Origin of the sequence: Corynebacterium sp. 11A (assembly GCF_008930935.1) — a bacterium.
Lineage (GTDB): Bacteria > Actinomycetota > Actinomycetes > Mycobacteriales > Mycobacteriaceae > Corynebacterium > Corynebacterium megadyptis.
Map to the genome: position 1 here is coordinate 40,018 of NZ_PQMR01000012.1, position 24,672 is coordinate 64,689.

The window sequence follows — 24,672 nt, forward strand, 5'->3', positions numbered from 1 at the left end:
CGCTCGCAACGCGAGGCGGCTAGTGATGCTCTTGGTTTTCGTGCTCGCTGCTGCCGTCCATTTGATCCACAATGTGACTCAGTAGCGGGCCTACTACTGCCAGCGCATCCTTCACCCCACCGCGCGAGCCCGGCGCGTTGACGATCACTGCGGGTTGCTGCCCTGGGCGGCGGGCGATGCCCACCAGTCCCCGCGACAATGCCGCCAGCGGGGTTTTCTCTAGCCCGCGCAGCAGGATCTGGGTGGAGATTTGGCGCAGTTCCACATCGAGCAAGGGTGCCGTCGCCTCGGGGGTTAGATCCCGCGGCGATACCCCGGTGCCGCCGGTGGTCAGCACCACCCGCGCGCCTGCCTCGATCGCCGCGATGATCGCGCCCTGCACCGACTCCACGCCGTCTTCGACGACCGTGATCTCCTCCACTGTCACCCCATGCGAGCGCAATCCCTCGCGGGCGATGGGGCCCGAGAGATCCTGCCGCTGCCCGCGGGCGCAGCGATCGGAGACGGTGATCACCGCGCCGAAGATATCCGGCATGGAGGCAATGGGTTGGGGGCTGTGGTGGGTGTGCTGGTGGGCAATGTGTTCAGTCACGATAGTGTGGCTCCTCATGCGTGTCGGCGGCGGGGCAGGCAGTGTTCAGGCTGCTGCGTAGTGCCACTGTAGGCTAGTGCGTCAGGTGTGCAGGCAGCGCGGTCACCCGCGATACGCTGTGTACCATATGTGCATGCGTACATTCCTGACGACGTTGAGTAGTGTGTTCGTCGCAGCCGGCGTGCTCAGCGCCTGCTCCTCCCCCACGGATGTTCCCGGCGGAGACGCCACCCAACTCGATGTTTTCGCTGCCGCCTCGACGCGGGTGCTCAATGATGACTTCGCGGATCTCGGCTCCGAGCTGGATAGCCCGGCCGAGTTGGTGATCCACAACGCGGGCTCCTCGGCGCTGGTACAGCAGCTGGTCGATGGTGCTCCCGCGGATGTGCTCATCACCGCCGATGAGCGCACCATGAACCGCGCCGTCGAGCAAGGCGTAGTCGACAGCCCCGAGGTCATCGCCAGCAATTATCTGGTGTTGGTTGTACCCGCGGATAATCCCGGCGAGATCACCGGTTTCGATGAGTCCCTGCTCGATGCCACCGTCGTGCTCTGCGATGAGCAGGTGCCCTGCGGGGCGGCATCACAGACGCTTATCGACGCCACCCTGCCGTCCCTTCGCCCCGCATCGCTGGAGTCGAATGTGACCGACACTCTGGGCAAGGTCACCTCGGGCGGGGCCGATGCCGCGTTGGTCTACGCCTCTGATGCGATCGCCGCCGGCGACGCCGTGCGCGCCTTCGAGATCCCCGGCGCCGAGGCGAGCCCTAACCGCTATCTGGCCGCTGTGGTTGCGCAGAGCGAGAAGAAGCCACAAGCCGCTGCCTTTGTACGGGCGCTGCATAGTAGCGCCGCCGATGAGGCGTGGTCCCGCCACGGCTTTAGCCCCGCCAGCTCCTAGTTTTTCTCGCAGAAGTCATCGCGATGCCTGCCGCACTCACCCCTGCCCGCACCCGCCAAACCCTTCCCATCATCGTGGCCGCGTGGTGTGGGCTTTGCGTGATTATTGCCCCTGTGCTCACCCTGCTGTGGCGGGTGCCGTGGAGCCGGGTACCGGAGATTGTGCGTGAACCCGCCACCCGGGAATTGATCGGGGTGACGATCTCCTCGGCGCTCTGGGCCACGCTGATCTCCACTGTCCTCGGCTTGGCGGTGGCGCTGTGGGTGCACACCTTGCGGGCTGGGCGCACGATCACCCGACTGCTGGTGCTGCTTCCCTTGGCGTTGCCGCCGGTGGTGGGCGGCATGGCACTCACCACGCTGCTCGGGGTCTACGGGGTGGGCGCACCGCTATTGAATCTCTTCGGGCTGCGCTTTGCTTTCGCCTTCCCAGGCGTGGTGGCCTCGCATGTGTTTATCGCTATGCCCTTCGTGGTCATCACCATCGAACAAGCACTAGCCCAGCTGAGTCCCCGAGTACAGTCCTCGGCCCGCTCGGTGGGGATGAGCACGGGGGCGATCAACCGGCATATTCTCATCCCCACGGTACTGCCGGCGCTTGCTAGCGGGGCCGGTTTGGCGTGTGCCCGCTCCCTGGGCGAGTTCGGCACCACTCTCACCTTCGCCGGCTCTTATCCTGGGGTGACCCGCACCCTGCCGATCGGTATTTATCTCGAGCGAGAGATCGACCCCGAACGCGCCCTCGTGCTGGCAGCGGTGCTCATGCTGCTGGCGGTAGCGGTGCTCGGGGCGGCACTGGGCGGGGCGGCTCTATGGCTGCGTCCCCACAGCGCCGGGAAGGCCCACCGGGCAACGCTCGGCCCGATCGATGCGGCTGCTTTCTCCAACCTCACCGCCCCCACCGAGACAGCCGCAGCGCTGACGATCGGCGAGGGCGTACACAGCACCACCTTTCCCCAGGCCCGCACCACCGCACTGGTCGGCGAAAACGGCGCGGGCAAAACCACCCTAGCGCGCATGATCGTCGGCGAGCTCCATGGCACTCGCATCCAGCTCGGCGAGCGGATCCTCGACCCCGCAGGTACCGCAGGCACGGTGGTGCCGATGCGGCAGCGCGGCATCGTGCTCCTCACCCAGGATCCCGCGCTGCCGCCCCGGATGCGGGTGCACCGGGTACTCACGGTGGTCTGTGGCAGCGCCGAGACCGCCACCCAGTTGCTTGTCGCGGCAGGCCTCGCGGAGCTCGCCGAGCTGCCCGTTGCCGAGCTCTCGGGCGGCCAACAAGCCCAAGTGGCTCTGCTGCGCGGCCTGGCGGCTCGCCCGCATACGCTCATCTTGGACGAGCCCATGGCCGCCCTCGACGCCGCGAGCGCTAGCCGCTGGCGGGCAGTACTCGAGGCCTGCGCCCAGCAGCGCACCGTGCTCCTCATTAGCCACAACGTGGTTGATATCGCCACCTTGGCGCACTACGCAGCAGTCCTCGAGGCCGGAGACGTCACCGCCTTCGGCCCCGTGGAAGAGATGATGCACCAGCCGCCGACCGAGTTCATGGCGTATCTCGCCGGCCTCAACCGGCTACATGCCACGGTGGTCTCGCACAGCGCGGGTCTGGTGACGGTGCGCTGTGCTGGGCAGCTGATCGACGCCACCACCCAGGACCACACAGCCCCCATACCCGAGAGCCACACCAGCCCGCTATCTCCGAATAGCGACGTCGCCGTGCTGCTCGCCCCCACCGCCGTGAGTATCACCCCCAGCGACACCACCGCGCGCACCTCGGCGCGTAACTGCCTCCACGGCACCGTCGTGGCCTTGGAACACAGCGGCGAACAGGTCAGTGTGCACGTGCGCGTGGCCGAGAGCACCCAGCTGCTGCGGGCCGCGGTGACCGCGCGCAGCGTCGCCGAGCTGGGGCTGAAGGTCGGCAGCACGGTCTGCTGCACCTTCAAAGCGCTAGCCACCTCGGTGCACCCCATGCCCCGCACCGAGCGTTCTCCGCGCCGGTGCGCCGAGTAAACTACTCCACCATGCCCACCCCGCATGCCGAGTCGTCCCGCCCTGCGAGCAGCCCGTCACCAGGTCCCGCGCCCACCCGCGCGCTTTTCGACGATTCGCTGCCCCTGAGCGCCAAACAACGCCTCGTGCTCGAGGCGGTGCGCGCCCACACCGATGGCGCGAGCATCTCTGCCTTGGCATCCGATACCGGCATGCACGTCAATACCGTACGCGGCCACATCGATGAACTGCTCGCCCGCGGCGCGGTGCGTAGTAGTACCACCCCGGCCACGGGTGGGCGGGGCCGCCCCAGCTTGGTGATCCACGCTCGTATCCCCGATTCGGCGGAGATCAGCACCGAGCAGATCGAGCTGGTCAATGAGCTCGCCCAGCTCTTAGCCTGCACCACAGATAGCTCTGCCGCCCATCGCAATGCGGTGCAACTAGGACACCGCTGGGCGCAGCGGGTCGGCTACGGCGGCGAGCACTGCACGGACTACGCAGAACAGGTAGCAGCGCTGGTGACCCTGATGCGTCGGACCGGCTACGACCCCGATGAACCGCAGGAGGATCCCGCCGCGCCCGAGAGACGGGTCATTTCTTTGAACCGCTGTCCCTTTGTTTCCGAGTCCACCCAACCCGATCCGCTGGTCTGCTCGATCCACCACGGCTTCGCCCAAGCCGCGCTGGGCACCGTGGCCGATCACCACACCACCTTGACCTTGGTTCCCTATGCGCGCCCAGGGCAATGCGATATTCGGCTGGACTGCGCTTCTACGCAGCAGAGTTAGCTCCTACTGACGCAGCGAGCCCCGTTGTTGCCGCGTCTGCCGCGCAGACACAGATAACAACGGGGCTTTATGGCGCTTCTAAAAAGCCAGCAGCTTCCGCGCCCATAAGGTTTTAGGAGCGCTCGACGCGCACCGGACCGGCTACCGGCAATTCCATCACTTTCAGCCCAGAGGCGCGGGCATCATCGAGGATCGCGGCCTCGACCGGCTTGGTGGAGAGTACCATCACGGTCGGGCCAGCACCGGAGAGATAGGCGGCATAGCCGCGGTTGCGCAGCCGGTTGACCCATTCAGCGGTCACAGGCAGCACATCGGCTCGGTAGGGCTGGTGCAGCCGGTCGCGAGTGCCCTCCCAGAGCAACTCTGGATGATGCTGCAGGGCCATCACCATCACGGCAGTACGCGAGACGTTAAAGCGAGCGTCGATGTGGGTGACATCCGAGGGCAGGACCTTGCGCACAGCATCGGTAGAGGCGTGGAAATCCGGCACCAAGGCGGTGGCCTGAATGGACTCGTGCACTGGCAGCGACACCGCATGGTATTGCGGCTGAGTGCGCCCGTCCACGGGAATATCGGTCCACGACACCACCGCGGCGCCCAGCACGGAGGCCGCGGCGTTATCGGGATGCCCTTCGAAAGCGGAGGCCAATTGCACAATTTCCGCGGCGCTGAGCGGCTCGCCGGCAAGCCCATTGGCGGCACACACCCCCGCCACGGCGGCAGCCGCAGAGGAGCCGAGCCCACGCGATTGCGGAATGTTGTTATGGCAGCTCACCTTCAACCCAGGCGCACTCATCCCCGCCGCGGCGAGACCGCTGCGTAGCGCCTTCACCACCAAGTGCGTTTCGCCCCGCGGCAGATCTTCTTGGCCTTCGCCGAAAATCTCCACCTCGAGGCCTGAGGAGGTGACCTCGACCTCAACGGTGTCGTACAACCCCAGCGCCACGCCGAGTGTGTCGAAACCTGGGCCGAGATTGGCCGAAGAGGCTGGAACGGTGACGCTGACCCGAGTGCCGGGAACCAAGTCCGTCGCCATGGCCTTTAGCGTCCTTCCAAACGGATTACGCTGCGGATGGTACGCACAGCGTCGAGTTGCTTAATGGCATCCACGGTGGCGGCCAGATCCGCCTCGGTGGCGGAGTGGGTGACCACGATCAGACGTGCATGGTCCTCGAACTCCTCTTGGCGCACGGTGCGGATCGAGATCTTGTTCTCGGCGAACTTAGTAGCGATCTCGGCGAGCACGCCCTCCCGATCCTGAACTTCCATATCCACGTGATAGCGGGTGCGCACATCGCCGAAGCTAGCAATGGGCAGATTGGCGTAGGTGGACTCGCCCGGGGCGCGACCGCCGTGCACCTTGTTTCGGGAGGCGCCCACAAGATCGCCCAGCACCGCGGAGGCGGTAGGCGCACCGCCGGCACCATTGCCGTAGAACATAAGACGACCAGCGGCCTCGGCTTCAACGAAAATGGCGTTGAAAGACTTGTTCACGCTGGCCAGCGGGTGCGAACGCGGGATCAGCGTGGGGTGCACGCGGGCGGCGATCTCCTCCACGCCCTTATCGTTGGTAAATCGCTCACACACGGCCAGCAGCTTGATGATGTAGCCGGCATCCTTGGCGGCCGCGATATCGTCAGCGGAGATATCGCTAATACCCTCGCAGTACACGTCATCCGCGGTGACGCGGGTGTGGAAAGCCAGGGAGGCCAAAATGGCGGCCTTGGAGGCGGCGTCGTGGCCCTCAACATCAGCCGTGGGATCGGCCTCGGCATAGCCTAAGCGGGTGGCTTCGGCGAGCATGTCGTCGTAGTTCGCCCCCGTGGAGTCCATGCCGTCGAGGATGAAGTTGGTGGTGCCATTGACGATGCCCATCACCAGCTCCACCTGGTCGCCGGCGAGCGAGCGACGCAGCGGGCCCACCACGGGGATAGCGGCGGCCACAGCGGCCTCGAAGTACAGATCCACGCCAGCGGCATCGGCGGCCTCGGCAAGCTCGGCCGAGTGGGCGGCGACGAGCGCCTTATTGGCGGTCACCACGGACTTGCCGGCACGCAGTGCGGCGAGGACCAGCTTGCGGGGGTAGTCGATACCACCGATAACCTCCACCACAATGTCCACATCGTCTCGGGTGATCAGAGACATAGCGTCGGTGGTGAGCAAATCTCGGGAGACGGCGTCGGCGTGCTTCTCAATATCAGAGACGGCCACGCCCTTCAGCTCCAGCGGGCCGCCAATGCGGTGCTCGAGAGCATCGGCGTCCTGCTGCATAATGCGCAGCACTTCGCTTCCGACGGTGCCGTGCCCCAGAATCGCGACGCCAACCGGTGAGCCAGCGCCCTTCCCGGGCTTGAAGGTTACGGGTGCGTTCTCAGACATGGATCGATATTCCCCTTAAGAATTATTTCTGTCTGTTGTCAGTGTTGGGCGGATAGCTACAGCATCCGCGCTGGGCGGGCGCAGCGTGAGGCAAGTATAAACCTCCGCCGCCGCGATCGCCGTGGGTGTGTCCCAGGCCTCAAGGACGCTGGATGGGACGCTGCGGGCTAGGAGCCGGTGGTATTTTCCAGCGCCAGGATGTCCTCCACGGTCTCACGGCGCACCATGAGCTTGGCTTCGCCGCCGCGCACGCTCACGATCGGCGGGCGCAAAAAGGCGTTATAGCGGCTGGACATCACATAGCAGTACGCGCCGGTGGCGGCGATGGCGAAAAGATCGCCACGACGCAGGTCATTCGGGTAGGAGGCCTCATTGATCAGGATGTCGCCCGACTCGCAGTGCGCGCCCACAATGCGGGTGCTGGTGTTCTCACCCTCGGCGAAGCGATCGACCAGGCGGCCATCATAGGCGGCACCATAGAGGGCGGGGCGAATATTATCGCTCATCCCGCCATCGACGGCCACATAGCGGCGGGTGGTGTCCGCGTCCACGTGCACGTCCTTCACCGAGCCCACCTCATAGAGGGTGACGGTCGACGGTCCCGCGATAGCGCGACCCGGCTCCACCTTCACCGAGGGCGCAGGGATTCCCAGCTCGTCGGCACACTCGGCCACTCGACCGATTAGGTCGGCGGCCACCTCGCGCACATTGAGCGGCTCTTCCTCTTCGGTGTAGGCGATGCCATAGCCGCCGCCGAGATCCAGCACACGCAGCTCTGCAGTGTCCGCAGCGGGCAGCTCATCATGTAGTTGCTTGAACAGCCCCAGCACACGCTCGGCCGCCACGGAGAAGCCATCGGCGTCGAAGACCTGGGAGCCGACATGGCAGTGCAGGCCGACTAGGCGCAGGTTTTCGGCGCGCACGGCTGCACGCGCCGCCTCCATAGCGGAGCCGGAGGCGAGGGAGAAGCCGAACTTCTGATCCTCGTGAGCGGTGGCGATAAACTCGTGGGTGTGGGCCTCCACGCCGGGCTTCACGCGCACCAACACATCCTGGACGTGGCCGGATGCGGCGCTGAGCTCATCGAGTAGTTCCAGCTCATCGGCATTATCCAGCACCACGGAGCCCACCTTCTCGCGAATGATGGCGCGCAGGAAGGCCACGGACTTGTTATTGCCGTGGGCGGTGATCCGCGCGGCGGGGAATCCGGCCGCAAGCGCAATCTGCAGCTCTCCGAGGGAGGCCACGTCCATGCATAGCCCCTCCTCATCGACCCAGCGCGCCACGGTGGCGGTGAGCAGCGCCTTCGATGCGTAGTGCACGTTATGGCCGCCGCCGAAAGCCTCGGCCATATCGCGGCAGCGGCTACGGAAATCGTCCTCATCGATGACATAACACGGGGTGCCATAGGTCTCCGCGATCTCGGGAAGCGGCACACCAGCAATGGTGACCACGCCGTCGTCTTGGCGCATGGCGTTGCGCGGCCACACGTGGGAGGGAATGCTGTTGAAGTCGTTCATCAAGGGGCTCTTTTACTTAAGTAGTTTGATCGGCGGCATACACGCCCACCCCACCACCACGCCGGCGCCTCACCGCGAGGTGGGAGGCAGCGAGGTGGCGTCGATAAGCGATCGCGGCCACCTGCGGTCGGGAGTTCGTGGTGAACGAGATTACCCTACGCTACATGCGCTCCGGCGCGGTGACCCCGCACAAACCGAGCGCATTGCTCAACACCTGGCGGCTAGCGGCGGCCAAGGCCAGACGCGCGATGTGCAGCTCGGTGGTCTCCTCGCCGGCCTTAGGCAGAATCTGGCAGGTGTCGTAGAAACGGTGGAAGGTGCCGGCCAGCTGCTCGGCATAGCGGGCAATTCGGTGTGGTTCGCGCAGGTCAGCGGCCGAAGCGATTGCGGCAGGGAACTCGCCCAAGGTGCGGATCAGATCACCCTCGCGCTCGCTATCGAGCACCGAGTAATCGATATCGGCGCCCTGCAGGCTCACGCCCAACTCGGCAGCCTTGCGCGCAATCGAGCACAAACGCGCGTGGCCATACTGCACATAGAACACCGGGTTATCCGAGGAGCGGGAGGCCCACAACGCGAGATCAATGTCGAGACTCTGATCCACCGAGGAGCGAATCATCGCATAGCGGGCAGCATCCACGCCCACGGCCTCCACCAGATCATCGAGGGTGATCACGGTGCCGGCGCGCTTGGACATGCGCACGGGCTTGCCATCGCGCACCAGGTTCACCAGCTGACCGATGAGCACTTCCACCTGCTCGGGGCGATAGCCCAAAGCGGCAGCGGCGGCTCGGAGCCGGGAAATATACCCGTGGTGATCAGCGCCGAGCATGTAGATGCACAGGTCGTGGCCGCGATCAATCTTGTCGGCCACATAGGCGATATCGCCGGCGATATAGGCGGCATCACCATCGGATTTGATGACCACCCGGTCCTTATCGTCGCCATAGTCGGTGGACTTCAGCCACCACGCGCCATCGGCCTGGTACAGGCTGCCATTATCCTTCAGCGTCTGCACCGCGGCATCGACTGCTCCGGATTCGAAGAGGGAGTTCTCGTGGAAGTAGACATCGAAGGTGGTGCCGAACTCCGCCAGCGAGGACTTGATGTGCGCGAACATCATCTCCACACCATGAGAGCGGAAGGTTTCCTTCATCTCCGCCTCGGGCAGCTCGAGGGCGTCGGGCACGCGGCGCAACACCTCGTTCGCGATTTCGGTGATGTAGTCGCCGGCATAGCCGTCCTCGGGGGCGGGCTCATTCTTAGCCGCGGCGATCAAGGAGTTGGTGAAACGATCGATCTGGCGACCGTGGTCATTGAAGTAATACTCGCGGGTCACCTGGGCGCCGCTGGCCTCGAGCACACGGCCCAAAGAATCGCCCACGGCGGCCCAGCGGGTTCCACCCAAGTGGATGGGGCCGGTGGGATTGGCCGAGACGAACTCGAGATTCACGCGCTCACCAGCGAGGGTATCGGCGTGGCCATAACGCTCACCTGCGGCGAGGATCTCGGCGATGATCGCGCCCTGGGCGGCGGCGTTGAGGCGGATATTAAGAAAGCCCGGCCCGGCGATCTCAGCCTCGGAAATGCCCTCGTGCTGTGCTAGAGCCTCGGCCAGCCACTGGGCGAGCTCGCGAGGATTGGCCCCCGCACGCTTGGCCACCTGGAGGGCGAGGTTCGTGGCGTAGTCACCGTGCTCCGGATTGCGCGGACGCTCGACGGTCACTGTCTCAGGAAGGACAGAGGAATCGAGGTCGTGCTCGGCAAATACGGATTCCGCGGTGCGTCGGATTAATGCAGCAAGATCGGCAGGTGTCATAGCGGATCAGTGTATCGCATACCCCCATTTGCTCCACCAATTTCTCCACGAACCCCCAGCGTAATCTTAAAAAATCCTGAAATGAGACACAGAGCACCTCAGCTTATTTTTGGATTCACGACATCCTACGTAAGAATGGTTGTGAACATCACATCCCACCTGTGGGTGTCTCATAGAACCAGTATCGGTGTGCAGAACTTCACACTGCGAGTGCACTACTGGCCCACACAGGAACACGCGCCGCACCACCCCTCAGCGGCACGGGCCAGCAGCAGATAGGCATTTTCTGAAGCGATACAGCAGACAGACACAGGTCCACCACACTTAAGGAGTTGCGGTGAACAATACATTTACCGTGGTCACTGATGCAGTGGGAGGCAGTCTTGGCCTCTCTGCGTTAGTCGCAACCATCCCCCTGGTCACCTTTTTCGTGTTGCTCCTCGGCTTCAAGGCCCGAGCACACGTCTCCGCAGCGGCCGCCACCCTCGCTGCGATCCTAGTCGCCATCTTCGGCTTCAGCATGCCCACCGAACTCGCCCTCATGTCCGCGCTTCGCGGTGGCATCTTCGGCCTCCTGCCCATCGTCTGGGTGATCGTGATGGCCATCTGGTTCTACCAGATCACGGTGGCCTCGGGCCGTTTTGAGGACCTACGCCGCACCTTTGACAAGCTCGGCGATGGCGACGTGCGCATCCAAGCTATCCTCATCGCCTTCTGCTTCGGCGGCCTGCTCGAGGCCCTCGCCGGCTTCGGTGCCCCCGTAGCCATCACCGCCACCATGATCCTCGCCCTCGGCGTGAAGCCGCTGCGTGCCGCCACCGCGGTCCTGCTGGCTAATACCGCGCCAGTGGCCTTCGGCGCCGTGGCCATTCCGATCACCACCGCCGGCGATGTGGCCGGCCGTACGGCGGAGCAAACCGCCAACATCGCCGCCATCGTCGGCCACCAGGCCCCGCTGATCGCCGTGTTCGTTCCCGTTATCCTGCTCTTCATCCTCGACGGCGTGCGCGGTGTCCGGGAAGCATGGATCCCCGCTTTCGTTATCGGCGGCGCCTTCGCTATCGCCCAGTGGGCCACCTCGAACTTCTTCGCCTACCAGCTCACCGACGTGGTCGCCTGCATCGTCTCCCTCGGCGTGGCCTTCGTCTTCCTGCAATTCTGGACCCCGCGCGGCATCGAGGCGCTGCGCGAGCGCATGGACCTTCCCCCGGCCGCCGTGGCCGAGGAGCTGCCGGCTCGCCGCGTCGGAATGGCACTCATGCCCTATGGCGTGGTCACCCTCGTCTTCGGTATCGCTAACTTGGGCTCCACCATCCCTGAGGCCCTGAAGTCCATCGCCATCAGCGTGGAGTGGCCGGTACTGGCCGATCGCCTAGTCAATGCCCAGGGCGATCCGATCAAGTCCACCTACACTTTCGCGATCATCGCCAATCCCGGCAGCCTGATGCTGATCTCCGGACTGATCGTGGCCGTGGTCTACGCCATCTTCGACGAGAATGGCACCTATCCGCTCAAGGCCGGCCAGGTGCTACAGGCCTTCACCGACACCGCCTACCGCATGCGGTGGTCTGCCCTGACCATCGTGCTCGTGCTGGGGCTGGCCTATGTGATGAACTACTCCGGCCAGACCATCGCCATCGGCGAGTTCGTTGCCTCGCTGGGCGGCGCCTACGCCTTCCTCGCCCCCACCTTGGGCTGGGTGGGCACGGCCGTGACCGGCTCCGATACCTCTGCCAACGCCCTCTTCGGCAAGATGCAGGTCACCGCCGCGCAGCACGCTGGACTGAACCCGGACCTCATGCTCGCGGCCAATACCTCCGGCGGCGTGGTGGGCAAGATGATCTCCCCGCAGTCGCTGGCGATTGCCGCCACGGCCGTGAAGATGGAAGGTCGCGAGTCCGATATTTTCAAGTCCGTGGTCCTGTGGTCCTTCGGCATGCTCATCGCCGTGTGCACCATTGTCTACCTGCAGACCAACGTGCTCTCCTTCATGGCACCCGTGGTCCCCTAGTACGACCGCGGCGCTTATCGACGCCGTCCCGCTGCCCCATATTCCCCATCGGCACCTGCGCCCGCCGTGCCGGTGGTGGGGCCAAGAGTGGGCGCCGATAAGGTCCAGCACCCATGGAAGTTAGGTAATGCTCAGCTTCTTACCCCCGTTGCCCCGTACTCGGCCACGGGGGTTTTCTCCACCCCCCCCTCCCCCACCTTGGGGTCGGCGCGCCCGTCACAGCCCTAATTAGGAAACAGGAGTGTTTCTTAAATATATGCAGGTGGACCGGCTTTTTTAGAAGCGCAACTGGTTCACATTCTGAGCAGATTTCGGGTAGATTAGACATATCCGAACGTAGGATGTGTCGGTGAAAGCTGGCACCGCCGCCGTTCGTTCGCGACGTGCAACTACCCCCTCACCGCGTCGGCCTCTTGACTTTGGCACGTCAGGCAGTCCAGAGCGGTAGCCCCGCCGCGAGTTAGACCTCATAGCCACTAGATGTAATCGCCATTTTGCGCCAACAATAGTTAGCCAACATTAGTTAAAGGAGCGCCCGTGCGAGTCGCGATCTTTACCACCTGTATCGGTGACATTCTCGGGCCGGACATCGCCAAGGCGACAGCCCTGATTCTGTCCCGCCTCGGCCACGATGTTGTGGTCCCCGACAAACAAACCTGCTGCGGCCAGATGCACATTAACACTGGTTACCAGCGCGAAGCCGTGCCACAGATTGAAAATTATGTGGACGCCTTCTCCGATCCCTCCATCGACTGCATCGTCAGCCCCTCCGGTTCCTGCGCGGCTGCGGTGCGTCACGAACACGAGCGGATCGCAGATCGCTACGGCTCTGCAGCGCTGCGCGATGGGGCCGCAGGCACCGCCAAGAAAACCTATGAGCTCTGCGAGTTCCTCACCGACGTGGAGCAGCTCGAAAACGTGGGCGCGTTCTTCCCGCACCGCGTGACCTATCACAGCTCCTGCCACTCGCGCCGCCTGCTCAAACTGGGCGATCGCCCTTATAGGCTCTTGCGCGCCGTGGAGGCCATCGACTTGGTGGAGCTGCCCTTCTCTGAGGAGTGCTGCGGCTTCGGCGGCACCTTCTGCGTGAAGAACGCCGAAACCTCGGCCGCGATGGTCAATGACAAGACCCGCAATATCAAGTCCACCCTCGCCGAATACGTCACCTCCGCGGACTACTCCTGCCTGATGAACATCTCCGGCACGCTCTCGCGCCAGCACAGCGGTATCCGCAGCGTGCATATCGCCGAGATTCTCGCCTCCACCAAAGAGCATCCGTGGACCCCGGATTCCGCCGCTTATACCAAGGAGTTCATGCTGTGACCACCTTCCTCGGAAACCCCACCGTTCCTCCGACAGCGCCCGAAGGTGTCGGCTATCTGCGCGGCTCGCGCAGCTTCCAAAAAGGCGCCCACGATGGTCTCTACAACGCCACCCAGCGCCGCAATCTCTACAACGCCACCCACACCATCCGCAATAAGCGCGCCCAGGTAGTGGATGAACTTCCCGACTGGCAGGATCTGCGCGAGGCCGGTTCCGGTATCAAACGCGATGTTGCCTCCCGCATGCCGGAGTTGCTCGAGCAGTTCGAGGCAGCCGTGACCGCCCACGGCGGACACGTGCACTGGGCCCGTGATGGAGTCGAGGCCGGCCAGATCGTGACCGATCTGATCAAGGAAACCGGCGAAACCCACGTGGTCAAGATCAAGTCCATGGCTACCCAGGAGATCGGGCTCAACGACCAGCTGCGCGATGCCGGCATCACCGCCCGCGAGACCGACCTCGCCGAGCTCATTGTGCAGCTGGGACACGACTTCCCCTCGCACATTCTGGTGCCTGCCATTCACCGCAACCGCGCCGAGATCCGCGATATCTTCGTCCGCGAGATGCCCCACACCGACGACTCCCTGCCGGCTAACCCGCCGGAGCTCGCCGAGGCCTCCCGCGTGTTCCTGCGCAAGCAGTTCATGGAAGCCAAGGTGGCCATCTCCGGCGCCAACTTCGGTGTGGCCGAGACCGGAACCGTGAGCATCGTCGAGTCTGAGGGCAATGGCCGCATGTGCCTCACCCTGCCCGAGACGCTCATCTCGGTGATGGGTATTGAAAAGCTGCTGCCCACCTTCCAGGACTTCGAAGTATTCCTGCAGCTGCTGCCGCGCTCCTCCACCGGTGAGCGCATGAACCCCTACACCTCGCTGTGGACGGGCGTGACCGAGAATGACGGCCCGAAGAACTACCACATCGTGCTGCTGGACAATGGCCGTACCCACGCGTTGTCGAATGAGATCGGCCGCGAGGCACTGAAGTGTATCCGCTGCTCGGCCTGCCTCAACGTCTGCCCAGTCTACGAACGCGCCGGCGGCCACGCCTATGGCTCCACCTACCCCGGCCCCATCGGCGCCATCCTCTCCCCGCAGCTGACCGGCATCATCGATCACAATGACCCGAATGCCTCGCTGCCCTACGCCTCCTCCCTGTGTGGCTATTGCTTCGAGGTATGCCCCGTCAAGATCGATATTCCGGCCGCACTGCTGGAGCTACGCCACCAGAAGATCGAAACCGATAAGCCGAAGATCGAGGGCGCCATCTTCGGCGCCATGGGGCTGGTGTTCGGCAACGCCAAGATTTGGAGCCTCGCCACCAAGTCGGCCTCTCTGGGACGAGTCCTCGGCGGCTTCAATAAGAAGATCACCCACATGCCGAGCTTCCTCGCCGGTTGGACCGATGTGCGCGACACTGCTGTGCCGGCAAAGACTTCCTTCCGCGACTGGTTCAAGTCCGAGGAGGCCCAACAGTTGCTCAAGGACGCCAAGCGCGAGGGGCTGCCCGCCGCCGCCCACGCCGGCACCGACGAAGAGGAGAAGTAGCCATGTCTACGCGTAACGACGAGGCCAAAAAGGAGATCCTCAACCGCATCCGCAACGCCCAGAAGCTCTCCAATGTGCAGACCGGCGGCTACGATGTGGTGCGCAACTACATCACCGAGCACGACTATCCGCGCGAGGAAATCAAAGAAGTGCTCATCGATCGCCTGCTGGACTACAAAGCCATCGTGGAGCAAAGCAGCGAGGAAGAACTCGGTGCCACCATCGTGCGCCTGCTCGAAGAGCGCGAGGCCGAGGACGTGCGCTATGCGCCCGGCCTCGACGCCGGCCTCTTTGAGGGTTTCTCCGGCAGTGCCACCCCCGACGATGTGACAAGCGATCCCCGCCTACTCGACTCTGTGGACGTGGTCGTCACCGACTCCCACACTTCCTCCGCCCAGACCGGGACGATCTGCCTGGAATCTAATGAGACCAACGGCCGGCGCGCCCTCACCCTGGTTCCGGACTGCCACATCTGCATCGTGCGCATGGACACCGTGGTCTACGGCGTTCCCGCCATGATCAGCCGCCTCGACCGCCACCGCCCGATCACGATGATCTCCGGCCCCTCGGCCACCTCCGACATCGAGCTCAGCCGTGTCGAAGGCGTGCACGGTCCCCGCACCCTGATCGTGGTGCTGGTGGACTAGACGCACCACCCTGGGGCTCAGCGGGGCCTCTGAGAGCGCCACCCGCTGGGCCCCACTCTGCTGCGTAGTAGCACCTCCAACCCGTGTTTTATCGCACGGCAGGGATAGTGCTAACATACGTACGGTGCATAGCAGCGGATAACTGCTACTACGCATATTTTTGCCCCCGTAGCTCAGGGGATAGAGCATTGGTTTCCGGTACCAAAGGTCGCACGTTCGAATCGTGTCGGGGGCACAGATAAAAGGGAGGGGCCGCAGCGATATGCTGCGGCCCCTCCCTTGTGGTCTTTTCCGCTGCCGCAGGGAAACGGCGCGCGGCGCTCCCGCGCCCGCGCCCATGGCGGGTTTAGGGAGTGGGCTGGGCCTGGAGTACGTGCTTGAAGAACACGTCGAGGTGGTGGGCTTGATCATTGCTCATGTGGTCGAAGATCAGCCGATTGACGGACTCCACGTGCATGGGCACTGCCTGCTTGAGGCGCCGCTTGCCCTCCTCGGTCATGATCACGACAACACCGCGGCCATCACCGACGCATTTGGTTTTTTCGATCAGCCCGCGGCGTTGCATGCGGGAGAGCTGGTGCGAGGCGCGGCTGCGATCCCAATTCAGGTGAGTGCAGATTTCGCGGATCCGAGCTTGTTCATCCTCCGACTCGGACAGCACGACCAGCACGGCGAATTCGGGCGAGGTCAGCTCGGCTTCAGCTTGCAGAGTGTCCTCTATATCGCGCTCGAGTTTGCGTATCGCATCGAGCATGAGGCGCCAGAGTGCTTGCTGATTGTCATTTAGCCAGCGTGGCTCGTGCTGAATCACTATCCCTTATCTTCCTTAACTTTTCCGCGCGCGAGATCTCTGCGCTACCGGTCTGGTGCGGACGGCCGCGTCTGTAGCCAGCCTTGATGCGACCGCAGTGCCCCGCTGCAGAGTGTGAGTGACGGCACCGCACTAGCGGCGCCTCACCCCGTAACGGGAGATGAGGGAATAGCTCGTGACGCACAGAACACCTGCGGTGCTCATGTCACTGAGTTCTTCTAAGACTAGCGTGTCACAGCAGTCACGTCATCTTTGCTTAGCTGGAACAAACTGGCTTAGCGCCGTGACATGCGCCAGCGAACACGCGAGAAGGAGATACTCCTCGCTCGCGTGCTCGGCTGCTGCCACAGGCCGCCTGCTGCCGCACTCAGCGTTTGCTCAGCGGCGTCTCATTGGCAGCGCGCTTCAACTCCTCGACGCGATACTCTTTGCGCTTGCCGATAGCGGCGAAACGCTGGGAATCACAAGTCATGAGGAAGATCTGCTTGGAGGCTGCCTCGCGCTCGATCAACCCGGACAAGCGCTTGAGCCGCAGCACATCGGAATTGCCGAGGGCGTCGTCCATGATCACCGGCATCACGGTATCGACGCCGTCCGAATCCGCGTTGTTCGCCGCTAGGTTGGCGATAGCGAGCCGCAGCATCAACCCCACTTGCTCAGAGGCGCCACCAGAGAGTTCATCCACACTCAGCTGCTCTTCGCGGATCACTCGCCCGACAAGACCGGTCTCGTCGAACTCATAGGACACATCGCCCTCATGCAGCTGGGCGGCCAAGCGCTCAAGCTCCTCGCGGATCGGCTTGGCATAGCGCTGCGTGACATCGCGGTAGTGCCGCTCGAGGGTATCCAGCAGCAGCTTGGCCACATCGGCCTTGTGCTGGGTACGGGCGAGAATGCTCTCTCTGCGCTCGAGCTCGGCCTTGGCGATCTTCTCCTTCTCGGCAGCGCCCTCAAAGGCGTTGATACTGCCCTTAATCTCCGACTGTCGCCGATATGCCTCCTCTAGGTGCCCCTCGGTGTTCTTCAGCAGGGTCTCGTCCTGTTCCGCGGCGCGACGCGCCTTCTCGAGGCTGAGGACACTGTCGTCTTCCTCCAAGGCCTGCAGCGCCGCACTAAGGGTGGCGAGGTGAGCATCGAGGCTGCGCAGTTCCTCTTCCTCGGCCTCATCGCTGTGCTCCTGCTCCGCGGCCTCGAGCGCCTGCGCGCGACGCTTCTGCTCATCGATGGCGTCCTTGAGTTTCTCTCGGGCCACCGCCGCGTCTTGGTCGATCCGCGAGGTCCGGGCCTCCTCTAGGTTCGTCCGCGCCTTCGCGGTGGCGGCATCGGCCTGTTCCACGGCCGTGCGCAGCTCGTGTAGGCGCTCCTCGAGGGCCTTCTCCCCTGCCTCGTCGGCGCTAATGCCCTCTGGGAGTTCCGCGGCCTGGAATTTCTCAACGACGTCTCGGATATCATCCACGTCCCGCTTCCCTGCGTGCCGTGTCCGCGCCTTCTTCAGACGCGCAATATCCGCGGTGATGGATTCGGCGGTCGTGGCGATCTGCTTGAGCTGCTGCACAGAGTCCACCTCGAACTCGGTGCACAGCTGATCGCGCTCGCGGATGAGCTGGTCCAGAGCATCCTTTTCGGCAGCCACATTGGCCGCCGGTTCGATCACCGCGTCGACCTCGCCGATGCGTAGTGTCGTGCGTTCGCTGACCTGCACCACCGTGGCCGTATCGCTGAGCGTCTGGGGCTCACCATTAACCGCAATCTCGGCGCCCGCGGCAGCGGATAGCGTCAGTGTCGAACTCGCCGCCGCCACCGTGGCCTGGGCGTAGACAATCTTCTCCGCGATCTCTTCCGCCCGGGCGATGTCTGCGCCGCTGGGCACATCCTCCGGCAGTTTCTTTTTCTGCTGGGAAATCTCGGCGGTGTACTCGTCGTACTGCGCCAAAAACTCCGTGTCCTTCTGGTGGCGGATTCGCTCGCGCACGGCATGCTGGTGCTGCTCCCACACCCGATAATCGGCGCGGGCGCTCTGCTCGGCTTCCACCGCGGCATCGAGTGCGCTGCGGAGCCCCTCGATCTTCTCCGCATGCTCCTTGGCCTGTAGTTCGAGCTCCTGCTGCGTCCGCTCGCACTCTGTCACGCGCTGCGCGCTCGCAGCCAATTCCTCGGCAGCCCGGGCCCGCTGCTTCTTTCTTTCCTCGATGCGCTGCTTCTTTTGCTCCTCGACATCCTTTTTCGTCTGCAGGCGTTCCCGCTCGGATTCCCGCTTTTCCGCCCGCACCACCTCGCGTTGCGACGCCTCCACCTGCTGTTTCAGCTCTGGGATCTGTGGCTTCAGCCGAGCCAGCTCAGCCTCAGCGGCCTCATAGTTTTCTAGCTGGGCGCTCAAGTCGGTGATCGCCGCGCGGGCTTCGGCGTGACGCTTCGTGGCGTCTTCTACCTCCTGCTCGGCCTGCTTGAGTTCCTTGGAAGGCTTGCCTGTTTTGGTGTAGTAGCGCGAGACCTCATCGCGCACCTTCGCCATCAATTCGGACTGTGACCCCTGCGCGATACCGGCACCATCCCCAGCGCCGGCGAGCTGCAGGGGCTTTTCCAGCTGGTTAAAGCCCACCTCCCCTAGAGTGTGGTCCAATGCGCCCTGTTTGACGAAGAGTAACTTATGCAGATTGCTATCGAGGTGCTCGTCGATGATCTGCAGCAACTCATCATTGGCCTGATCGCCGGTGTAGGTCCGCGGATTCGGGGAGTGAATGACAAGCCGAGCGGTCGGCTTATTGAGGAACTGCTTGCTGATGGTGAAGTGCTGATCACCGATCGTGGCTTCAAGGCTGACCTGCATAGGCTCGGCGCTGCCCACCCGGCGCATGCTTTTAATCCACTTCTTTTGCGCGGTGGACTTTTCAGAGAGCACGAGGTCAATAGCCTCCACAATGGTGGACTTACCCACCTCATTGGGGCCACTGATCATGCACACACCGCTGGCCGGAATGTCTCGCAGTTCGAGGTGCTCGATGGAGCGAATATTGTCGATAGTGATGGAATGAATCTGCATGGTACTGCCCTACTTCCGCTCAGAAACGATCAGCCGGTGCAGCAGCCCCACCGCGTCGCTCGCCGTGTCGTCTGTGTCTGCTTGTTCGATCAGGTCGGTCATCGCCGCCCCCACATATCCACCGAGCCCGAGATTCTCGAGCTCCTCCTCGGACGGGGCCAGCAGGAGGTTATAGGTGCGCTCGCGTCGATAAAGGGCGGCAAAGATACTCTCTAGGTCTGCCAGCTGCTCCTCGAGGTAGCGCATCGTATCGAGGGTTGCCGTGCCCACTAGGGCATATTTCACCACCGTGGTGGCCTTATCGGGATACTCCCGCAGGGCGCTAATGAAGGCCTCCGCATCCTCGTGGCTGGCTATGTCGTATTCGAGCGCATGCCACGTCCAGGTGCCGATGTGGTGCGGCTCGACCGTGACCTGCGAGGTGGAACCGGTGGCCTCGATGTCTACAACGAGAGCATTGCCGGAATCCTTCTCGCCGCCGCCGACGGTGGAGAAATCGCGATAATCGGTAACTTCTGGGCTGCCTGAGAACCACACGCGCCCCGTGGAGCCAAGCGAGGCGGTGGAGTGGGTATCGCCCAAGGCCAGATAATCAATCACCCGACGATCCACGGCACACTCAACGGTGGCAAGGTCAATCGGGACGCTATCGTCGTCATTGCTGCGCGACTCCACTTGGCCGTGCCCCACGGCAATGCGCACGCTTCCGTCTTCTGCGGGCTCGAGATCCTCCAGAGCCTCGGCCACGATATCGGTGGAGACGCGCTTGCTGAGATAGGGGGCGCCGACGAGCTCGACGCCTGGGCGAATCTCGATAGGCGCGTTATCGCGGATCACATGGACATTGTCGATCGCGTCCGTGAACCGGAAAATATTATTGGCCACTAAGGGATCATGATTGCCCGGCAAGAGATACACTGGCACAGCTAAGTTGCGCAGCACTTCCATGGTGCGGCCGGTTGTTGTGGCATTGAGACTATTGGCGTCGAATACATCGCCGGCGACGACAATGAACTCGCAGTCCTGCTCGGTGGCAAGATCACCGAGCTTTTTAATGGCCGCGAGACGATCGGCATCAAAGCGACTATGCGCCTCAGCGGGAAGAAAACCCCGCTTCATTCCGATCTGCCAGTCCGAGGTGTGAATAAATCGTGTTCGTGTCATGCATTCATTGTTAGCAAAACTACCGGACACTGCACGATGCGCTGTTCGCTCCGATGTTCTACTGCGGCTGACTTAAGGGGAATCTGGGCTCGAAGAATCCTCGTTGTGCGTGAGGAAATAGTACATATCCTCGATATCTGTAATAGCCCGCAGCTCATCAATCGAGGTATAGGACACCGAGCGCATGGCGATGTGCAAGAGACTGAGATCGGAGTCGTCAAGGGCAGGCTCCACCTTCGGATCCGGCAAGGGAGGAAGCTGACCTCCCTGCCAAAACGCCGTGGCATCCACCTGCTGCTGGTGTTTCTGCGCGGTTGCGGGGCCAGATTCCGCCGCGCCAGCAGACTCATCAGGACTGCCGCTGCGATCTGTATCCTTCCCCCGCTCCGCCGGAGCGTCCGCTGCGGTATCCGCCGGAGCGTTCGCCGCCGCGTCCTGCTCAACCCGCCGCAGTACCGCCGCCTCGATCTCCTGTGGATCCCAGCCGCGCAGATCGAAGATGCGGTAGCTGCGGCGGGATATTTCTGCGGCGGCGGCATGGGCCACGGCCACGATGTGTTTACACACCGGATGGGAATCTGGGCACTCACATGTGCCCGTGATGCTGCGCGGGTCGGAAAAGCCGAGCAGGCGCTGCGCGCGACGATCCAGCTCACCCCTTAAGAATGCCGGCAGATAATCCGGCAGGGAGACAAGATAGTCCCACAATTCGCGCTGGTCGCGGCGCGCAATGGGAGCGAAGCGCAGCTGTACCTCGAAGGGCTCGGGCCGGGAGCCACGCACCTGTGCGTTGATCAGATTCTCGCTATAGCTGAGCAACGTCACCCGATCCTCGCGGGCATAGTCGCGACCGCGCTGCTTACGGCCTGGGTCGGTGTCGCGCTCGACAGAATCCACGATGAAGCGGGAGACTATAGGCAGCCACTCGCGGTCGTCGTTGTTCTTCTCGGCGGTATCGGCGAGCTGCTGAGGGTCGTGCCGCTTCGCGCCAAAATTCGCATAAATGACGTTATCGCGTGAGGTATAGCGGGGCATATTAGTCCTCGTCCTCCTCGATGGTTCCGCGGTACGTCAACAGGGTCTCCAGATCCTCTTGGCTCAGCTCACTTACCCAGCCTTCGCCTTCCCCGACGATATCGCTGGCCAGCTGGATCTTGCCTTCGATAACATCCTGGATGGCTTCTTCCATGGTGCCTTCACACACCATCTTGTACACCGTCACATCCTTGCGCTGGCCGATCCGATAGGCGCGGTCCGTGGCCTGGTTTTCTACCGCCGGATTCCACCAGCGGTCCATGTGCACCACAATATTGGCCGCAGTCAGATTTAGCCCGGTCCCGCCGGCTTTGAGGCTCAGCACCATAATCGGTGGGCCCTCCTCCGATTGGAACTCGGTGACCATCCGGTCGCGCCCCTTCTGCGACACCCCACCGTGAAGGAAGGGCACCTCCCGCCCGACGTGCTCGCTCAAGTAGGGCACGAGAATATCGCCAAAAGCACGATACTGGGTGAACACCAGCATCTTTTCCCCATTGTCGAGGGCGGCGTCGATAAGCTCCACGAGCCTGCCCACCTTACCGGAGCGGTGTACGCCCTGGTAGGTGATCGAAGAGCCATCGCCGAGGAAGTGCGCGGGGTGATTGCAGATTTGTTTAATGCGGGTCATGGCGGCGAGGATCATGCCGCGCCGCTTCATCGACGCGGTATCCTCCACCTCCTTTTTAATGCGATCCACATAGGACTTGTATAAAGCCGCCTGCTCTTTACTCAGCAGCACGTGCAAGACGTTCTCGGTTTTATCGGGAAGATCGTCGATCACCGCTGGGTCGGTCTTTAGTCGCCGCAGGATGAAGGGGGCGGTGAGCCGGCGCAGCGCGTCTTTCATCTCCGGATCGTCATAGACCTCGATAGCGCGGGCAAAGTGATTCCGGAAGAAGGAGGCGCTGCCCAACATCCCGTAGTTGCAGAAATCCATCAGCGAATGGATCTCCGCCAAGCGGTTTTCGATCGGGGTACCCGTCAGCGCGATGCGATGCGCACTGGGAATCACTTTCGCCGCACGCGCCATGCGGGTAGAGGAGTTTTTGATCTGCTGTGCTTCATCCAGCACGAGATGCTGCCAGTGCAGCTCGCAGAATAATTCGACATCGCGAGAGAGCACCCCATAGCTGGTGATCACCAGATCGCACTGCTTCGCCTGGTGCACAAACTCTTCGCCTTTCGGCCGCTGTGAGCCGTGATAGACCATCACGGAGAGATCTGGGGTGAATTTCTGGGCCTCCCGCTGCCAATTCGACAGCACCGAGGTCGGCGCCACCACCATGGTGGGCGCCGTCGTGAGCCCCTCGTGCTTCTCTATCGCCAGCAGGGTGAGAAGCTGCAGAGTTTTACCCAAACCCATGTCATCGGCAAGCACCGCGCCCAGCTCATGGCGCGCCATCCAATACAGCCAATCCACGCCGCGGCGCTGATATTCCCGCAATGTGGCGTGCACGCTATCGGGAATTGTTAGGCGCACGGGGGTGGGAACGGGATCGGCGTCCGCGCTCATCAGCGAGCTAAACCAGTCGCTGCCACGGAATTCGATATAGCGTTGACCCGCGGTCTTCAGCGCCATCTCGCGCAGCGCCGCGGCCGAAAGATAATTCTCCTCCGCGAGATCGAGCTCATCGGCGCGGGGATCGTCTTTCTCCGCCGCGGGATCCTTCGCGCTCACGCTATGGTTTTTCACCATCTCCACATAGGCGCGCATCCCGTCGAGGCTGCGGCTATCAGCCATCACCCACGACCCGCGCAGCTCAATCAAGCCGGAGGTGGACTCGATCAGACGCTGCGCTTCCTCCGGCTCCAGCTCCACCCCGCCCAGCGAGAGCGTCCAGTCATAGCTGAGCAGCTGATCCATGCCATAGGTGGAGGCAATAGTGAGATTCTGCACCTTGGAGGTATGCAGTTTGGCCGTGAGCTCATGCTCTCCCCACGACCGCGGCAGCATCACCGTATAGCCCGCGCTGCGGAGCTTCGGCACATCCTTATCCAGAAACTCCCCCAGCTGCTCTAGGGTGAGGAAACGATCCCAATCCCCGCGGGCGCCGGGCTCCTCGCCCCACGGATCATCCTGTTGTTGCTGCTCCACCTCGGGGCTGCCGAGGGTGCTCGCCACCTCGAGGAGTCGATTGTGATCATCGCGCAGCCTATTCGCGAAGGCGGCGTCGATAAGCTCGGCCTGTACCGGCAGAGGTGTATCCACCCCGAAACGCACCTGAATCCGCACCGGAAAGAGCAACTCTTCGGCGTCGGCGTCGGAGTCTGCGAGATCGGAATGGGTGGGGGCGTCTTCCACAATCACCATGAGCTCCACCCGGGAGCTATTGATGGAATCCTTCCACTCATTGAGTTTGCTCGCGAGCGTCGGACCGCCGCGACGCAGCGACTCGGAGTTAAGCAGGGTGCGCGAGAAGGTATGCAGCTCGCGGGAGCGGGGCTCATCAATAAAGTCCTGCAAAATATAGGAGGCAATCCAGTGCGGCAGCTCCTCGGCCATGTCATCGGCCACGGCGGCGCTGCCATTGGCGGTGAGCACCTGCGGAATCGCTAAGTGCATGCGTCCCATCCACACTCGCTCCCGCCCGGAGGGCAAGAGCTGCCATTGCGGCCACCAATGATCATCTGCCCAGCGAACCCGCAGCACCACCCGCCCGGCGCGCACGAACTGCTTCAGCCCCCGATAGAACTGAATGATCCACAGTAGATCGGGCGCTAATTGCGTGACGACGCTATCTCCCTGCTCCCCATCGAGCAGGCCGATCAGTTCCTCAATGATCTCCACGGCCTTCTCGGGATAGCAGCGGGCGACGGGAATGGGCAGCCGCACGCGCCGCCCTTTGGGCGTGCTCAAGTGCGCAGTGAAACGATGGCCAAAGTTGAGAGGGTGAACGAGCGCGAGAAGCTGCGGGCTAAAAGCGCCGGTGGGAAGCTGTTCGGGGATGAGGATTTTGTGCCCCTCCACTTGCTCGATCCACAGAATCAATCCGCTTTCGCGGTGCCAGAAACCGTGCACGAGATGCGTCACGTCCGTCCACCCTCCTTTCCTTAGTCCTCGTCCTTTTCCTGTGCTCATCACGATGGCGGCGGTGGTA

The 24,672-nt window shown here is 63.0% G+C and carries 17 protein-coding genes and 1 tRNA gene; 8 read left to right on the top strand and 10 right to left on the bottom strand.

Going from position 1 to position 24,672, the window contains the following annotated elements:
- Positions 1 to 19: 19 nt before the first annotated feature.
- Positions 20 to 592, bottom strand: coding sequence for a MogA/MoaB family molybdenum cofactor biosynthesis protein (locus GBB18_RS08910; RefSeq protein WP_370513271.1), 573 nt, complete (start codon positions 590 to 592; stop codon positions 20 to 22).
- Between the two features lie 133 nt (positions 593 to 725).
- Here GBB18_RS08910 and modA point away from each other — a divergent pair, with 133 nt between their 5' ends.
- Genes modA through GBB18_RS08925 form a run of 3 tightly spaced genes read left to right on the top strand, consistent with a single transcriptional unit; the run spans position 726 to position 4,278 of the window.
- A complete protein-coding gene (gene modA, locus GBB18_RS08915) occupies positions 726 to 1,493 on the top strand; it encodes a molybdate ABC transporter substrate-binding protein (protein WP_192795995.1) in 768 nt (255 codons plus the stop codon).
- A gap of 23 nt (positions 1,494 to 1,516) precedes the next feature.
- Positions 1,517 to 3,508, top strand: coding sequence for an ATP-binding cassette domain-containing protein (locus GBB18_RS08920; protein WP_151641439.1), 1,992 nt, complete (start codon positions 1,517 to 1,519; stop codon positions 3,506 to 3,508).
- 11 nt (positions 3,509 to 3,519) lie between these two features.
- On the top strand, positions 3,520 to 4,278 hold the full coding sequence (locus GBB18_RS08925) for a metalloregulator ArsR/SmtB family transcription factor (protein WP_151549073.1): 759 nt from the start codon (positions 3,520 to 3,522) through the stop codon (positions 4,276 to 4,278).
- 112 nt (positions 4,279 to 4,390) lie between these two features.
- On the opposite strand, the gene thrB is transcribed toward GBB18_RS08925, so the two are convergent.
- The 4 genes from thrB to argS form a co-directional block, all read right to left on the bottom strand.
- Positions 4,391 to 5,314 (bottom strand): homoserine kinase, encoded by a 924-nt coding sequence (gene thrB / locus GBB18_RS08930; RefSeq protein WP_151549074.1) that lies wholly within the window; start codon positions 5,312 to 5,314, stop codon positions 4,391 to 4,393.
- 5 nt (positions 5,315 to 5,319) lie between these two features.
- Positions 5,320 to 6,657: a homoserine dehydrogenase gene (locus GBB18_RS08935; RefSeq protein WP_151549075.1), complete on the bottom strand. Its 1,338-nt coding sequence runs from the start codon at positions 6,655 to 6,657 to the stop codon at positions 5,320 to 5,322.
- A gap of 167 nt (positions 6,658 to 6,824) precedes the next feature.
- Positions 6,825 to 8,177, bottom strand: coding sequence for a diaminopimelate decarboxylase (gene lysA, locus GBB18_RS08940; RefSeq protein WP_151549076.1), 1,353 nt, complete (start codon positions 8,175 to 8,177; stop codon positions 6,825 to 6,827).
- A 160-nt stretch (positions 8,178 to 8,337) separates the two neighbouring features.
- Positions 8,338 to 9,996: an arginine--tRNA ligase gene (gene argS, locus GBB18_RS08945; RefSeq protein WP_151641440.1), complete on the bottom strand. Its 1,659-nt coding sequence runs from the start codon at positions 9,994 to 9,996 to the stop codon at positions 8,338 to 8,340.
- Positions 9,997 to 10,333: 337 nt separating this feature from the next.
- On the opposite strand from argS, the gene GBB18_RS08950 reads away from it, so the two are divergent.
- From GBB18_RS08950 to GBB18_RS08970, 5 genes are all read left to right on the top strand, one after another.
- On the top strand, positions 10,334 to 12,007 hold the full coding sequence (locus tag GBB18_RS08950) for an L-lactate permease (RefSeq protein WP_151641441.1): 1,674 nt from the start codon (positions 10,334 to 10,336) through the stop codon (positions 12,005 to 12,007).
- Between the two features lie 537 nt (positions 12,008 to 12,544).
- A complete protein-coding gene (locus GBB18_RS08955) occupies positions 12,545 to 13,330 on the top strand; it encodes a (Fe-S)-binding protein (RefSeq protein ID WP_151549079.1) in 786 nt (261 codons plus the stop codon).
- On the top strand, positions 13,327 to 14,874 hold the full coding sequence (locus tag GBB18_RS08960) for a lactate utilization protein B (protein WP_151641442.1): 1,548 nt from the start codon (positions 13,327 to 13,329) through the stop codon (positions 14,872 to 14,874). The genes GBB18_RS08955 and GBB18_RS08960 overlap by 4 nt, the downstream gene beginning before the upstream one ends.
- A gap of 2 nt (positions 14,875 to 14,876) precedes the next feature.
- The gene (locus GBB18_RS08965; protein WP_151641443.1) at positions 14,877 to 15,521 is read left to right on the top strand and encodes an LUD domain-containing protein; all 645 of its coding nucleotides are present in this window, start codon (positions 14,877 to 14,879) and stop codon (positions 15,519 to 15,521) included.
- Between the two features lie 162 nt (positions 15,522 to 15,683).
- A tRNA-Arg gene (locus tag GBB18_RS08970) sits at positions 15,684 to 15,756 on the top strand.
- 111 nt (positions 15,757 to 15,867) lie between these two features.
- Here GBB18_RS08970 and GBB18_RS08975 read toward each other — a convergent pair.
- The 5 genes from GBB18_RS08975 to GBB18_RS08995 form a co-directional block, all read right to left on the bottom strand.
- Positions 15,868 to 16,275: a MarR family winged helix-turn-helix transcriptional regulator gene (locus GBB18_RS08975; RefSeq protein WP_225979130.1), complete on the bottom strand. Its 408-nt coding sequence runs from the start codon at positions 16,273 to 16,275 to the stop codon at positions 15,868 to 15,870.
- A gap of 424 nt (positions 16,276 to 16,699) precedes the next feature.
- Positions 16,700 to 19,372 (bottom strand): ATP-binding protein, encoded by a 2,673-nt coding sequence (locus tag GBB18_RS08980; RefSeq protein ID WP_151641444.1) that lies wholly within the window; start codon positions 19,370 to 19,372, stop codon positions 16,700 to 16,702.
- 9 nt (positions 19,373 to 19,381) lie between these two features.
- Positions 19,382 to 20,536 (bottom strand): DNA repair exonuclease, encoded by a 1,155-nt coding sequence (locus tag GBB18_RS08985; protein ID WP_151641445.1) that lies wholly within the window; start codon positions 20,534 to 20,536, stop codon positions 19,382 to 19,384.
- Between the two features lie 72 nt (positions 20,537 to 20,608).
- On the bottom strand, positions 20,609 to 21,571 hold the full coding sequence (locus GBB18_RS10870) for an SWIM zinc finger family protein (RefSeq protein ID WP_151641446.1): 963 nt from the start codon (positions 21,569 to 21,571) through the stop codon (positions 20,609 to 20,611).
- 1 nt (position 21,572) lies between these two features.
- Complete coding sequence (locus tag GBB18_RS08995) at positions 21,573 to 24,605, bottom strand: DEAD/DEAH box helicase (protein ID WP_151641447.1); 3,033 nt, start codon at positions 24,603 to 24,605, stop codon at positions 21,573 to 21,575.
- Positions 24,606 to 24,672: the final 67 nt, after the last annotated feature.